The organism is Nocardia pseudovaccinii NBRC 100343 (genome assembly GCF_001613225.1).
GTDB lineage: Bacteria > Actinomycetota > Actinomycetes > Mycobacteriales > Mycobacteriaceae > Nocardia > Nocardia pseudovaccinii.
The window spans coordinates 41,365-55,004 of the sequence record NZ_BDBY01000100.1; the positions used below are offsets into that span (position 1 = coordinate 41,365).

At 65.4% G+C, this 13,640-nt stretch carries 12 protein-coding genes and 1 tRNA gene; 4 read left to right on the plus strand and 9 right to left on the minus strand.

The annotated features are described in order from the left end of the window. Positions 1-6 precede the first annotated feature (6 nt). From NP3_RS11400 to aceE, 6 genes are all read right to left on the minus strand, one after another. Positions 7-1,440 (minus strand): acyl-CoA carboxylase subunit beta, encoded by a 1,434-nt coding sequence (locus tag NP3_RS11400; protein ID WP_063040458.1) that lies wholly within the window; start codon positions 1,438-1,440, stop codon positions 7-9. A 126-nt stretch (positions 1,441-1,566) separates the two neighbouring features. Continuing rightward, the gene (locus tag NP3_RS11405; protein WP_063040460.1) at positions 1,567-2,817 is read right to left on the minus strand and encodes a KasA/KasB family beta-ketoacyl-ACP synthase; all 1,251 of its coding nucleotides are present in this window, start codon (positions 2,815-2,817) and stop codon (positions 1,567-1,569) included. 10 nt (positions 2,818-2,827) lie between these two features. Further along, positions 2,828-3,127, minus strand: a complete 300-nt coding sequence (gene acpM / locus NP3_RS11410) for a meromycolate extension acyl carrier protein AcpM (RefSeq protein ID WP_063040462.1) — start codon at positions 3,125-3,127, stop codon at positions 2,828-2,830. A 123-nt stretch (positions 3,128-3,250) separates the two neighbouring features. Next, entirely contained in the window at positions 3,251-4,165 is a 915-nt protein-coding gene (locus tag NP3_RS11415) for an ACP S-malonyltransferase (protein WP_063040464.1), read from the minus strand. 128 nt (positions 4,166-4,293) lie between these two features. After that, entirely contained in the window at positions 4,294-5,628 is a 1,335-nt protein-coding gene (locus tag NP3_RS11420) for a PucR family transcriptional regulator (protein ID WP_063040466.1), read from the minus strand. 11 nt (positions 5,629-5,639) lie between these two features. After that, on the minus strand, positions 5,640-8,459 hold the full coding sequence (gene aceE / locus NP3_RS11425; RefSeq protein ID WP_373864741.1) for a pyruvate dehydrogenase (acetyl-transferring), homodimeric type: 2,820 nt from the start codon (positions 8,457-8,459) through the stop codon (positions 5,640-5,642). Between the two features lie 297 nt (positions 8,460-8,756). On the opposite strand from aceE, the gene NP3_RS11430 reads away from it, so the two are divergent. The 4 genes from NP3_RS11430 (at position 8,757) to NP3_RS11445 (ending at position 10,551) form a co-directional block, all read left to right on the plus strand. After that, on the plus strand, positions 8,757-9,314 hold the full coding sequence (locus tag NP3_RS11430) for an Rv2240c family protein (RefSeq protein WP_063040470.1): 558 nt from the start codon (positions 8,757-8,759) through the stop codon (positions 9,312-9,314). A 159-nt stretch (positions 9,315-9,473) separates the two neighbouring features. Further along, positions 9,474-9,896, plus strand: coding sequence for a DUF3052 domain-containing protein (locus tag NP3_RS11435; RefSeq protein ID WP_040688342.1), 423 nt, complete (start codon positions 9,474-9,476; stop codon positions 9,894-9,896). Positions 9,897-9,967: 71 nt separating this feature from the next. Beyond that, positions 9,968-10,447, plus strand: a complete 480-nt coding sequence (locus NP3_RS11440) for a peroxiredoxin (protein ID WP_063040472.1) — start codon at positions 9,968-9,970, stop codon at positions 10,445-10,447. A 32-nt stretch (positions 10,448-10,479) separates the two neighbouring features. Then, positions 10,480-10,551 (plus strand) — tRNA-Val (locus NP3_RS11445). A 55-nt stretch (positions 10,552-10,606) separates the two neighbouring features. Here the strand turns inward: NP3_RS11445 and NP3_RS11450 are convergent. From NP3_RS11450 to NP3_RS11455, 3 genes are all read right to left on the minus strand, one after another. Continuing rightward, entirely contained in the window at positions 10,607-11,038 is a 432-nt protein-coding gene (locus NP3_RS11450; protein WP_063040474.1) for a hypothetical protein, read from the minus strand. A 234-nt stretch (positions 11,039-11,272) separates the two neighbouring features. Then, complete coding sequence (locus NP3_RS47835; RefSeq protein WP_157124261.1) at positions 11,273-11,518, minus strand: hypothetical protein; 246 nt, start codon at positions 11,516-11,518, stop codon at positions 11,273-11,275. A gap of 98 nt (positions 11,519-11,616) precedes the next feature. After that, the gene (locus NP3_RS11455) at positions 11,617-13,419 is read right to left on the minus strand and encodes a serine/threonine-protein kinase PknD (protein WP_063040476.1); all 1,803 of its coding nucleotides are present in this window, start codon (positions 13,417-13,419) and stop codon (positions 11,617-11,619) included. Positions 13,420-13,640: the final 221 nt, after the last annotated feature.

The window sequence follows — 13,640 nt, forward strand, 5'->3', positions numbered from 1 at the left end:
CTGGATTTACAGCGGAATGTTCTTGTGGTGACTCTTGCGCACCGGCGCCGCCGCCAATGCCGCGGCAATGGTGCTGCGGGTCTTGGCCGGATCGATGACCTCGTCGACGACACCGATCGCGATGGCCCGCTCGACACCACCGGCGATGCGCTCGTGCTCGACCGTCAAACGCTCGTGCAGCGCCTCACGCTCTTCCTCCGGCGCGGCCGCGAGGGCCTTCTTGTGCAGGATGCCAACCGCGGCCTTGGCGCCCATCACGGCGACCTCGGAACCGGGCCAGGCGTACACCGCGGTCGCACCGAGCGAACGGGCATTCATCGCGATGTAGGCGCCACCGTAGATCTTGCGGGTGACCAGCGTGACCCGCGGCACCCGGGCCTCGGCGAATGCGTGCAGCAGCTTCGCGCCGCGCCGCACCACACCCTCCCACTCCATGCTGACACCGGGCAGGTACCCGGGCACATCGGTGAGCACCACGAGCGGAATGCCGAACGCGTCGCACAACCGCACGAAACGCGCGGCCTTCTCGGCACTTTCGGAGTTCAGGCAGCCACCGAGGCGGATCGGATTGTTGGCGAGCACGCCCACGGTGCGCCCGCCGAGCCGTCCGAGACCGGTGACGATGCTGCGCGCGTAACCGCCCTGCAGCTCCTCGAACGAGGACTCGCCGTCGACGTTGTCGAGCAACTCGTGGACGATCGGCTTCACGTCATAGGCGCGCTTGGCCGATTCCGGCATCATCGCCTTCAGATCGACATCACCGTGCGCGGCCGCGACCAGATCGAATTCGCCCTGCTCGGCGAACATCGACACCAGGCGCCGACCACGGTGCAGCGCATCGGCCTCGTCATTGGCGACGATGTGGGTGACACCGGACTTCTTGCCGTGTGTCTCCGGACCGCCCAGGGTGGCCATATCGACCTGCTCACCGGTCACACTGCGCACCACATCGGGACCGGTCACGAAGACCCGCCCCTCCGGCGCCATGATCACGATGTCGGTCAGCGCCGGACCGTAGGCGGCGCCACCGGCCGCGAAGCCGAGCACCACCGAAATCTGCGGCACCAGGCCGGACGCGCGAACCATGGCCTCGAAGACCAGACCGACCGCGTGCAGCGCCTCGACACCCTCGGCCAGGCGAGCGCCGCCGGAATGCCAGATGCCGACCACCGGAATCGCGGAATCGATGGCGGTGTCGATCGCGTCGACGATGTGCTTGCAACCCTCCACACCCATCGCGCCACCCATGACGGTGGCGTCGGAGCAGTAGGCAACCGTGCGGACACCGTCCACCTCACCGATCGCGGCGAGCACACCGGACTTGTCGCGCGGGTGCAGCGGTAGCACGGTTCCGGGATCGAAGAAGCGCTGGAGCCGCCCGAGCGGGTCACGCGGATCGGTGGCAGTTTCTGGTCGGAACGCGGGAGCCACAATCGTCATCGCGTTTTCTCCTCACCTCAAGGAAGTGCGCCGCTACTGCGGCTGCGTATGTCGAACACCGGTGGGGTCGACCGACTTTGGCGTTGGTCGACCCCACCGGTGATCGTTGTGCAGTCGATAAGGCGGCTATGCCCGACCGAAGGCGAGCGCGACATTGTGCCCACCGAAACCGAACGAGTTGTTGATGGCGTACTCGATCTCCTGGCGGCGGGCCTCGCCGTGCACCACATCCAGATCGATCTCCGGATCCTGGTTCTCCAGGTTCAGCGTCGGCGGGACGAGGCCGTCGCGGATGCTGAGCACGGTGAGCACCGATTCGAGCGCACCGACGGCGCCGATCGAGTGACCGAGTGCCGACTTCGGCGCGTACACCGAAGCGTGGTTGCCCACGGCCTTGTTGATCGCGTTCGCCTCGGCGGTGTCGCCGATGGGGGTCGCGGTCGCGTGCGCGTTGATGTGGGTGATGTCCTTGGGCGTCAGACCCGCGGTCTGCATCGCCCTGGTCATCGCCCGGGCGGCACCGTCACCCGTGGGATCTGGTGCGACCAGGTGGAAGCCATCGGAGGTGATACCGGCGCCGAGCAGGCGCGCGTGGATCGTCGCGCCACGAGCCTTGGCGTGCTCCTCTGTCTCGAGGACCATCAGCGCACCGGCCTCACCGAAGACGAAACCGTCACGATCCTTGTCGAAGGGACGCGAGGCGCCCTTCGGATTGTCATTGCGGGTACTCATCGCGCGCATCATGGTGAATGCCGCGATCGGCACCGCGTCGATGAAACCCTCGACGCCACCGGTGACGACCATATCGGCGTCACCCATGACGATCATTCGCCACGCATTGGCGATGGCCTCGGAGCCCGATGAGCATGCCGAGACCGGAGTGACCACTCCTGCCCTGGCCTTCAATTCGAGACCGACGACGGCCGACGGACCATTCGGCATGACCATCTGAACAGCCAGCGGCGAAATCTTGCGATAGCCACCGTTCTTCAGCTTGTCGACCGAGTCGATGAGCGCATCACCGCCACCGAGCCCGGTACCGATCGCCACACCCAGACGCTCCGGGTCGACCTCGGGGCTGCCCGCGTTCTGCCAGACCTCGCGACCGAGTACGGTCGCGAGCTGCTCGACGTAGGCCATGCGCCGACATTCGACACGGCTCAGCAGGGTCTCTGGCCGGACCTTCAGGTGACCGCCGATGCGGACCGGAAGGTCGTACTCCTCGACGAAGGGGTCCTCGAGAACGTCGATTCCGCTCTCGCCGTTGAGGAGTCCCTTCCACGTCGCATCGACATCACCAGCGATCGACGTGGTCGCCGCCATACTCGTGACGACGACATTGGGGAAATTCCCATTCAAGGTGGAAGGAGTGGTCACGGTGTCGGCCCTACTCGGCGTCGAACTTGGCCTTGAGCTCCGCGGCCGCCTCAGCGTTCTCGGCCTCGAGCTTCTGGATGTAGCCGACAGCGTCGCCGACCGTCTTCAGGCTGGCCAGATCCTCATCCGGGATCTTCACGCCGTACTTGTCCTCGGTCTGCACCGCGATCTCGACCATGGACAGCGAGTCGATGTCCAGGTCATCGACAAAGGACTTCTCGATCGTTACCTCGGAGGGCTCGATACCGGTCACCTCTTCGATGATCTTGCCGAGTTCCTCGACGATTTGTTCCTGGGTCAGAGCGGCCACTTCGTGGCTCCCTTCTTATCTACTTTGTAGGGCTTCACTGTTGTTTTTCGAATCGAGCGAGCCGATGGTTACCGTCCGCTCGGTCACGATCGCGTATTGGGTTACACGGTCGCGGGGGGAAAGCTAGCCGGAAGTGGTGAACCCGGCCAACGCGGGGAGGTCTTCGGGGGTCTTCAGGGCCAGTGTTGGCGTGCCTTTCAGTTCCCGTTTTGCAATGCCGACGAGCGTGCCCGCCGGCGGCAGCTCCGCCACTGCCGAGACCGCCGCTTGCCGGACGGTCTCGGTGCACAGGTCCCACCGGACGGGCCGGGTGACCTGCGCCGCGAGCTTAGCGACAGCATCGGCTCCGGAGGTAACCGCCTTGCCGTCGAAGTTCGAAAGCAGGGTCCTGGTCGGCTCGTTCGGTGTGATCTTGGATATGGCGTCCGTCACAGCGTCCTGGGCCGGGGCCATGAACGCGGTGTGGAACGCACCCGCGACGGGCAGCGCACGCACCCGCGCTTTCTCGGGCGCATCGGCGGCGAGTTCCGCCAGGGCGGTCAAACGTCCGGCGGCCACGATCTGACCCGCGGCATTGCGGTTGGCCGGGACGAGTTCGAGCTCTTCGAGCCGGGCGAGCACGGCGGCCTCATCGCCACCGAGCACCGCGGACATACCAGTCGGCTCGAGAGCACATGCTTTGGCCATCTCCGCACCGCGGATGGCGGCCAGCCGCACCGCATCGTCGGCGGAGATGACTCCGGCGACCGCGGCGGCGGCGAATTCACCGACCGAATGTCCGGCCACGATAGTATCGGCCGGAAGTGCATCCGGCTCGATTTCCGCGAAGGCCAGCAGTGCGGCGGCGACGACAAGCGGCTGGGTAACGGCAGTATCGGTGATCTCCTCCGCCGTTGCGGTGGTGCCGAGTCGAACCAGATCCAGGCCGGAGGCCTTGGACCAGATGGCGAGGCGATCAGTCGCGCCGGGAAGGTCGAGCCAAGGCGCGAGCATGCCGGGTGTCTGGGACCCCTGTCCAGGGGCGAACAACGCGATCACACCTCTAAGAAAACACTGTGAGGTACGCCGCAGGAGATGTCGACGCGAATGAACCTTGCGGAGCGCTTTTGTGGGGGTCCCACAAAAGCGCATGTGGGTTCCGCCGATCGACCGTTTCGCTGGATCCGTTACATGCCCTCGTGACTCACCGGGAATTGAGTGACTTCTGGGGTAGGAGTTGACGATTCGTTACGGGTTCGTGTCAAACGACCTACTGTGGCGGCGATCCGGAGCACGTACGCATCCCGCGGATTCATCGGATCACGGCCCGTTATCTCCGCTATCCGTTTGAGGCGATAGCGCACGGTATTTGGATGAACGTACAGCTGACGCGCGCACGTCTCGACCGCGCCACCGCAATCCAGATAGGCCTCGAGAGTGTCGGCCAGCGCCGATCCGGCGGCGGCCAACGGTAGGACAAGGTACTCGTTCAACGCGTCGATTGCAGCCCGGTCACCCAAAAGGGCTCGCTCGGGTAACAATTCCGCAGCGTGCACCGGTCGCGGGGCCCCGCGCCAGCCGACAACGGCCTCCATTCCGGCCAGTGCCTCCACCGCGCTGGCATGCGCCGCGCCGAGGGTGCGCATGGTCGGGCCGATCACCACCGGACCGTCGGAAAACACCTCGGCCAGTAGATCCGCGAGAAAAGGGGAGGCATAGGAGGTATCGCCCAGATTCCCGCTGACCACCATCACCAGTCGTGAACCTTGGACAACGGCCAGCGCCGCGCGACCGTGCCGCGCGGCGATCGTGTGCACCGAGCCGACCATCGAGACGCCCTGATCCCCCGGCGGCGTGCCGACCAGCACCGTCGCCGGTGCGGTGGCGTCCCAGTTCAGGGTCGCGGCCCGCGACAGCATGTCCGGACCGGTGTCGCCGCGGACGACGGCGTCCACGACCAGCGCCTCGAGGCGGGTATCCCATGCGCCGCGGGATTCCGCGGCGCTCGCGTACACCGAGGCGGCGGCGAATCCGAGCTCACGCCCGTAGCGCAACACCGCCTCGGTGAGTGCGACCAGCTGCCGGTCATTGCGCGCGAGCGCGGGCAGCCACTGTTCGAAGAACTCCATGGCCACGCGGACCATGTCCACGGTCTGGCGCAGCGTCAGCCGCCGCGCCAGATCCTGCGGGATCACTTGGAAGGCATCCAGGCTGAACCGGATATCGCTATCGGGATCCTGTAGCCACTCCAGGAAGTTCACCACCGCGGTCTGCACCAGCATCTGCACGCCCGCGCGCTGCGCGGCGTCCAGATCGGCGAAGAACGGCAACCGATCCTGCATCGACCCGACCGCCTCGGTGGAGAGGCGTCCGGAGAACTGCTTCACGCGTTTGAGCAGCGTGTCCGGCAGCGGGTCGCGGGTTTGCCGGTTCGGGGAGAGCGCGCCCGTCGGCAGATACACCTCGTGCTCGGAGGAGCCTTCGGAGATCCGACGCGGCCGCGGCGGTTTACGTTCCACCATCCAATCGTCCGCTATGCGAGTTCATCTTCGGTGCCGGGAGCCGACTTCGGCGCGGCGGCGACGTCATCGATGCGGTATCGGGCCGCGGCCTCGACGGCCTTGGCCGGATCGATCTTGCCGGTGCGGCCGAGTGCGGCCAGAGCCGCGACCACGATCGACTGCGCGTCCACGTTGTAGACGCGGCGCGCGGCAGGCCGGGTATCGGAGAAGCCGAAACCGTCCGTGCCGAGCGTGGTGAAGTCGCCGGGCACCCACTTGCGCACCTGATCCGGCACCGCGCGCATCCAGTCCGTCGCGGCCACATACGGACCCTCGACCCGGGCCAGCGCCTGGGTGACGTACGGGACGCCCGCATCGGTGCCCGGGTTGCGCAGCTGAGCGACCTCCTTGTCGAGTGCCTCCTTGCGGAGCTCACCCCACGAGGTCACCGACCAGACATCGGCCTGCACGCCCCACTCCTCGGCGAGCAGCGCCTGGGCCCGCACACCGTCGGGCACCGTGACACCCGAGACCAGGATCTGTGCGCGCACATTGCCCTCGCCGCCCCGCTTGTACAGATAGAGGCCCTCGAGCAGTCCGGCGATATCGAGATCGTCGGGCTCGGCGGGCTGTACATACGGCTCGTTGTAGAGGGTGATGTAGTAGAAGATGTCCTCGCCGCCGAATCCGCCCGCGGATCCGTGCGGATGCGTGCCGGGCAGTGCGCCGGGACCGGGCTGCGGTGTGCCGCCGCCGTACATGCGACGCAGACCGTCCCGCACGATGTGCGCGATCTCGAAGGAGAACGCCGGATCGTAGGTGACCACGGCCGGGTTGGTGGAAGCGAGCAGCAGCGAGTGGCCGTCGTTGTGCTGCAGTCCCTCGCCAGTCAGCGTGGTTCGCCCGGCGGTTGCCCCGAGCACGAAGCCGCGCGCCAATTGGTCCGCCGCCGCCCACAATCCGTCGCCGGTGCGCTGGAAACCGAACATCGAGTAGAAGATGTAGAGCGGGATCATCGGCTCACCGTGCGTGGCGTACGAGGTGCCCGCCGCGGTGAACGATGCGGTCGATCCGGCCTCGTTGATGCCCTCGTGCAGAATCTGCCCGACGGCACTCTCTTTGTAGGCAAGCATCAATTCCGCGTCGACGGAGGTGTACAACTGCCCGAGGCGGTTGTAGATCTTCAACGAAGGGAACCACGAGTCCATACCGAAGGTACGGGCCTCGTCCGGAATGATCGGCACGATCCGCTTGCCGATCTCCTTGTCCCGCAGCAACTCCTTCATCAGCCGAACCAGGGCCATGGTGGTGGCCACGTTCTGCTTGCCCGAACCCTTGCGCACCGACTTGTACGCCTCGTCGCCGGGCAGTTGCAGCGGCTTTGCCGCGGCGCGCCGTTCGGGCAGGAAACCGCCGAGCGCCTTGCGGCGGTCGAGCATGTACTGGATTTCGCGCGCCTGCATGCCCGGGTGGTAGTACGGGGGCAGGTAGGGATCCTTCTCCAGTTCGGCGTCGGAGATCGGAATCCGCTGCAGGTCACGGAAGTCCTTGAGATCCTGCAGGGTCAGCTTCTTCATCTGGTGCGTGGCATTTCGGCCCTCGAAGTGCTTGCCGAGGGTGTAGCCCTTGATGGTCTTGGCCAGGATCACCGTCGGCTGGCCCTTGTGCGCCATCGCGGCCGCGTAGGCGGCATAGACCTTGCGGTAGTCGTGACCGCCGCGCTTGAGGTTCCAGATCTCCTGATCCGAAAGATCCTGAACCAGGGCCTTGGTGCGCGGGTCGCGACCGAAGAAGTGGTCGCGCACGTAGGCGCCGTCATTGGCCTTGTAGGTCTGGTAGTCACCGTCAGCGGTGGTGTTCATCAGGTTCACCAGCGCGCCGTCGCGGTCGGCGCCGAGCAGCGCGTCCCACTCCCGGCCCCAGATCACCTTGATGACGTTCCAGCCCGCGCCACGGAAGAACGACTCCAACTCCTGGATGATCTTGCCGTTACCGCGCACCGGGCCGTCGAGACGCTGCAGGTTGCAGTTGATCACGAAGGTCAGGTTGTCCAGCCCCTCGTTGGCGGCAACCTGGATCAGGCCGCGCGATTCCGGCTCGTCCATCTCACCGTCGCCCAGGAACGCCCAGACGTGCTGATCGGAGGTGTCCTTGATACCGCGATCGTGCAGGTAGTGGTTGAACCGCGCCTGGTAGATGGCGTTCATCGGGCCCAGGCCCATGGACACCGTCGGGAATTCCCAGAAGTCGTTCATCAACCGCGGATGCGGATACGAGGGCAGGCCGTGGCCCGGACCGCCATGGCTGTACTCCTGCCGGAAACCGTCCATCCGGTCGGTGCTCAACCGGCCCTCGAGGAAGGCGCGGGCGTAGATGCCGGGCGAGGCGTGACCCTGGATGAAGATCGAATCGCCGCCGCCGGAATGGTCCTTACCGCGGAAGAAGTGGTTGAAGCCGACCTCGTAGAGCGCCGCAGAGGACGCGTAGGTCGAGATATGGCCGCCGACACCGATGCCGGGACGCTGCGCCCGGTGCACCATGATCGCCGCGTTCCAGCGGATCCAGGCCCGGAAGCGCCGCTCCACCTCTTCGTCGCCGGGGAACCACGGCTCGTTCTCGGTGGGGATGGTGTTGACGTAGTCGGTGGAAGTCAGGGATGGAATGGCGACCCTACGCTCACCGGCGCGTTCCAACAGCCGGAGCATGAGGTAACGCGCGCGGCCCGGACCTTCCCGGTCGAGCATGTTATCGAACGATTCGAGCCATTCGGAGGTTTCCTCCGGGTCGATGTCCGGTAGATAGGACGCCACCCCTTCGCGGATAACCCGCACCCGCCCGCCCGTAGGCGGCACCTGTGATCCGTTCGGATCACGCGGCGCGGAATCGGTGCCGGCGGATTTCGCTGGCGCGGAAGAGTGGATCAGGTCGGTCAAATCTGCTCCTCGTACAGGGGTGGACAAGCTGATAGGCGTCTGTTTCCCCGGGCGGCACACTTGGTTGGCGGACCACCCGTTTTACGAAAGGTTCGGGCGCACCTCCATCCTTGCGGAAGTTGTGGCCCAGGTCATCATGTCAGGGGCATCTGCAGTACGGTTCCGCAGGGAACGTGAGTCGAGGACCGCCGATGACACAGAGAGGCACGGAGGACGATGAAGGTGCTGGACCCACGCGGGTTCGGAGCGGTGTGCGCGGCAGCGGCGGTCGTGGTCGGGCTGACCATCGCGGGATGCGCGAAACACGTTGACGGCGTTGCCAATCCGAATGCCTCGGAGCTAGCCGCCTACAAGACCGAGGCGGCCGCTTCCTCCGCCGCGGCGACCTCCTCGCGCAAGGCCGCGGCCCAGGCGCAGGCGATCAGCGACAACTGCGGTCAATTCCCCACGACTACAGGCGTCGGCGTTTCGAAGTACAACGAATTCGTAGACGCGCACGACGCGAACGCCGCGGACTACAACGCCAAGCGCGATACCGCCGCCAAGACGCTCGAGGACGCGGCGACCAAGGTCGAGACCGGAGTGAACAACGCCAACGGCGCACTGCCCACCGATCTGCAGGCCAAGTTCGCCGAATACGTCGCCGCCGCACGCCAGCTCGCCGCGGAGACCCGCAAGATGACCTACACCGCCCCGGTCGGCGCACTCAACGAGGCGAGCAAGCGGGTCAACGACGCGCGCAATGCGGTGAAGGACGCTTGCCCGAAACGCTGAATTCGTCCCATGAACCGGGGTCGGGTGGCGAAAATCGGCCAATGACACGAGGTTGCAATGCGACATTCCATGGGTATTTCGTCCGATCAGCTTGCGCTCGAGGCGATAACCATGTTCGCTTGCAACTACCTATTGTCTGGAGTTGAGGAGGACACCACCGTGGTCGCCGCGGCGGACGCGCAGAACTACGCTCAGAAGCTTGGCATTACACACGGCATGGTTGTCCAGGAGCTGGGCTGGGACGAGGACACCGACGACGACCTGCGGGCCGATGTCGAAGAGGCCAGCGGTGGGGAGATGGTCGACGAAGACTCCGACGAGGTTGTCGACGCTGTCCTACTGTGGTGGCGAGAAGGCGACGGCGATCTGGCGGATGAACTGATGGAAGTCATCAGTCCGCTGGCCGACGAAGGCTTCATCTGGGTGCTCACTCCCAAGACCGGGCAACCTGGTCATGTCGATCCGAGCGATATCGCCGAAGCGGCACCCACCGCGGGTTTGACGCAAACCTCGGCGATCAGCCTCGGTGCCTGGTCCGGCAGCCGCCTCGTGCAGCCCAAGGCACCCTCGAAACAGCGCTGACCGCTTTCGCTATGGTTTCGCCGGGCGGTGTTTCACCGCCCGGTGTAGCCCGACACGATGGAGGATCAGTGATGCCAGTCGAGGTTGGCCCGCTGGAAGTCGGCACGCTCGCGCCGGATTTCACACTCAAGGATCAGAACAACCAGGACGTCACGCTCTCGGATTACCGCGGTAAGAAGAACGTGCTGATCGTGTTCTATCCGCTCGCCTTCACCGGCATCTGCCAGGGCGAGCTGTGCAAGGTCCGCGACGAGTTACCCAAATTCCAGAACGACGCCGCGGAAATCATCGCCATCTCGGTCGGCCCGCCGCCCACCCACAAGATCTGGGCCGCCGAACAGGGCTACGTCTTCCCGCTGCTGTCCGACTTCTGGCCGCACGGCGCCGTCGCCCAATCCTTCGGCGTCTTCAACCAGAAATCCGGCTACCCCAACCGCGGTACCTTCGTCGTGGACCGCGACGGCGTCATCCGCTTCGCCGAAATGAACGGCCCCGGAGAGCCCCGTGACCAGGCGGCTTGGGAGAAAGCGCTCGCCGCGCTAGAGTCCTAGACCGGCCCGTCGGTCACCCACCGACGGATCCCGGGCGTATAGCTCAGTGGTAGAGCTCTGGTTTTACACACCAGCGGTCGGGGGTTCGAACCCCTCTGCGCCCACCGAAGAAGTACAGGTAGACAGTGGCATAGCTGCCAACTCCGTTTGCCCCCGCCGCTACGTCAGACGGAGGGCACCTAGTTGGTGCAACAGTCGATCGGCGGTGCGTGTATTGCGGTGTGCGACATACGCGATCCATGCCCAACAGACGATCGACGCGGTATATGTGTACGGCCACCACTCTGTCGGGTGCAGACCGTCTCCGAGACGGACGGCGAGCAACACGGTGAACAGCGCGGTGAGCCCGGAGAAAGTCACGCGCTGACGCGAGGCTGCATTCTGCGCCTGTTCGAGACGCGGGATCCATGATTCGGCGGTCGCGTCTGCGGGTAGCTCGCGGGCTTTCAATGCGCGGCTGATTTCGCGGTTCGAACGTTTTTCGGCCGATTCGAACTCTCGGACAGGGCGCATATACCGAACGAGCGCCACCACGAGCACGGCGATGATCGAAATGATTGAAATGATCACAATGAACGGGATGAGCTGCATTGGGTGCTGTCTATTCCTCACGTGAGAGTTCGTCGGCTTGCCTGAATAGATTCGGTCACGTGCGCGGTCGGCGATAGCAACCCATGGGTGAGCATCGCCTACCCATGGGTCGCCCTTCGATGCACGACAACAGGCGCCACACGGCCGTGCTGAGTGCCTTTGACACCAGCGCGGTCGTTTTTCGAGCTGGCTGCGTTCCAGCCGACGATCGCGCGGGAGCAGACGGCACGAACGTCACGGCGCTGAAGTCGCGGTTGAGCTTGCTACCGGCGCCCGCCCGGCCTTGGCCGGAATAGTGGTGCGCAGCCTTCGACCTCTGGCAACGCCGTTCATGCCGAGTTCCCGCGTGGTCCGGTCCACGGTGCAGAACGCGACCTCATGGCCTTGGCGGCCGCAGGTTCTGCGTAGATTGTTCTCCGCGTAGGCATCTGCAATGTCTCGTTGCGAGGCCGACAGGTGGCGGGCTTTGCGGCAGGTCATGGCGCGATCCGAATCCCGTACGCCGACAGTGCACGGCAGATCGACTCGACACTGCAGACCCGGCGGTACTCGTCGATGAATAGGCCGGTCCGGGTCGTTCAGCCGACCGGGAGTTTCACCACCGGATTGGGGCCCAGGTCGGTGACGTACACGTCTCCCGCCGTGTCAACCGCCACACCCTGGGGATTCTTCAGGCCGGTGAACGGCAGCGGGGTCGGCGTCGACGCGCCCGTCGCCAACATCACCACCCATTTGTTACCCCAGTCGACGACGTACACGTCTCCCGCTTTGTCGACCGCCAAAGCCTGGGGATCTTTGAGCCCGGTGAACGGCAGCGGGGTCGGCGCCGACGCGCCCACCGCCAACCTCGTCACCTGCTCGGTACCCAATTCGGTGACGTATACGTTGCCTGCACTGTCGACCGCCACACCATCGGGACCTTGGAGCCCTGCCAACGGCAGCGCCGTCGGCGCCGCCGCGCCCGCCGCGAGTTTCAACACTCGATCGTTACCCCGGTCAGCGACGTATACGTCTCCCGCACCGTCGACCGCCACACCATGGGGATCCTTCAGCCCGGTGAACGGCAGCGGGGTCGGCACCGACGCGCCCGCCGCCAACTTCAGCACCCGATCGTTACTCGTGTCGCTGACGTATACGTTGCCCGCACTGTCGACCGCCACATCCTGGGGATTCTTCAGGCCGGTGAACGGCAGCGGGGTCGGCGCCGACGCGCCTGCCGCCAACTTCATCACTTGATCGTTACCCATGTCGGTGACGTAGACGTTGCCTGCCGTGTCGACCGCCACACCAGTGGGTAGGGGTACGTCGGTGAACGGCAGAGGAGTCTGTCGCGAATAGGCCCCGGTGATAGGTGTGGGCGCGTTGCCACCGCCGCCGGATTCCCGTTGGACACCAACGACCACAGCTACAGCGGACACGACCGCGACCACGACTGCGGCGGCGAGGAGCCCGGCGGTCTTGGGCGACAATCTGATTCGACGCCCAAGGCGCGCAGCCACGCCCCCGGTGGTGCTGACCACGGAATCGCCCACCGCGGCGGAGACCGCCGCGGCCAGCTCGCGCACGGTCTGGTAACGATCGTCGGGATCTTTGGCCATTCCCTTGGCGATGACCGCATCGAACGCAGTCGGTACATCGGGTGTAGTCGTGCTGGGACGCGGCGGCGGGGTGTGCAGGTGATGGGCCATCACACCCTGCATCCCCAAGGTGCTCGCAAACGGCGGTCGGCCGGTCAGGCACTCATGCAGCACGCACGTCAACGCGTACACGTCCACTCGGGCATCGGCCTTGACCTCCGAGCCGATCTCCTCCGGCGCCATGTAGGCGACGGTGCCAATGGTCTCGCCGGTCGTGGTCAGCGTACGGTCGTCGGCGGCGTGGGCGATCCCGAAGTCGATCAGGTAGGCGAACTCATCGGCCCCTAGCAGGATGTTGGTGGGTTTGACATCGCGATGAACCAGCCCGGCGTCGTGGGCCGCCTGCAGCGCGCCGGCCACCTGCGCGATGATCGCCACTGCCCGCCGCGGCGACAAGGCACCTTCTCGCGTGATCACCTTGCGCAGGTCGGTGCCCTCGATCAAGCGCATATTCAGATAGAGCCGACCGTCGATGTCGCCGAAGTCGTGGATGGGGATCACATGCGGCTCGGTCAAATGCGCCACCGCCCGGCACTCCCGGCGGAACCGCTCGCGCAGCTCTTCGTCATCGGCGAAGCGCTCGGGCAACACTTTAAGCGCCACCACCCGGTCGGTCAGCGAATCATGCGCCCGCCACACCTGGCCCATGCCACCCTGACCGAGCAGCGACAACAGTCGATAACGCCCGAACGCATTCGCCGACCCCCGGACGGTGTCCCCGCCGTGCACTGGTATGTCATCCATTGGTGCCATCCCGTGACCACTTGTCTGGCTAACGGCCGTACTCGCTTGCATCCAACCCGCGCCCGCGAGCAGGTAGGTCCACCCTAGTTGATTCAGCCAGCCAGATGCTCAATAGTCAGGCGCTATCGTCGGTGCACAACCAGCATGGTCCCGACCACCGACAAGACGTCGTGAACGGAGTCCTCGACTACGCCCGCGAGTGGTCGAACCGCTACAACATC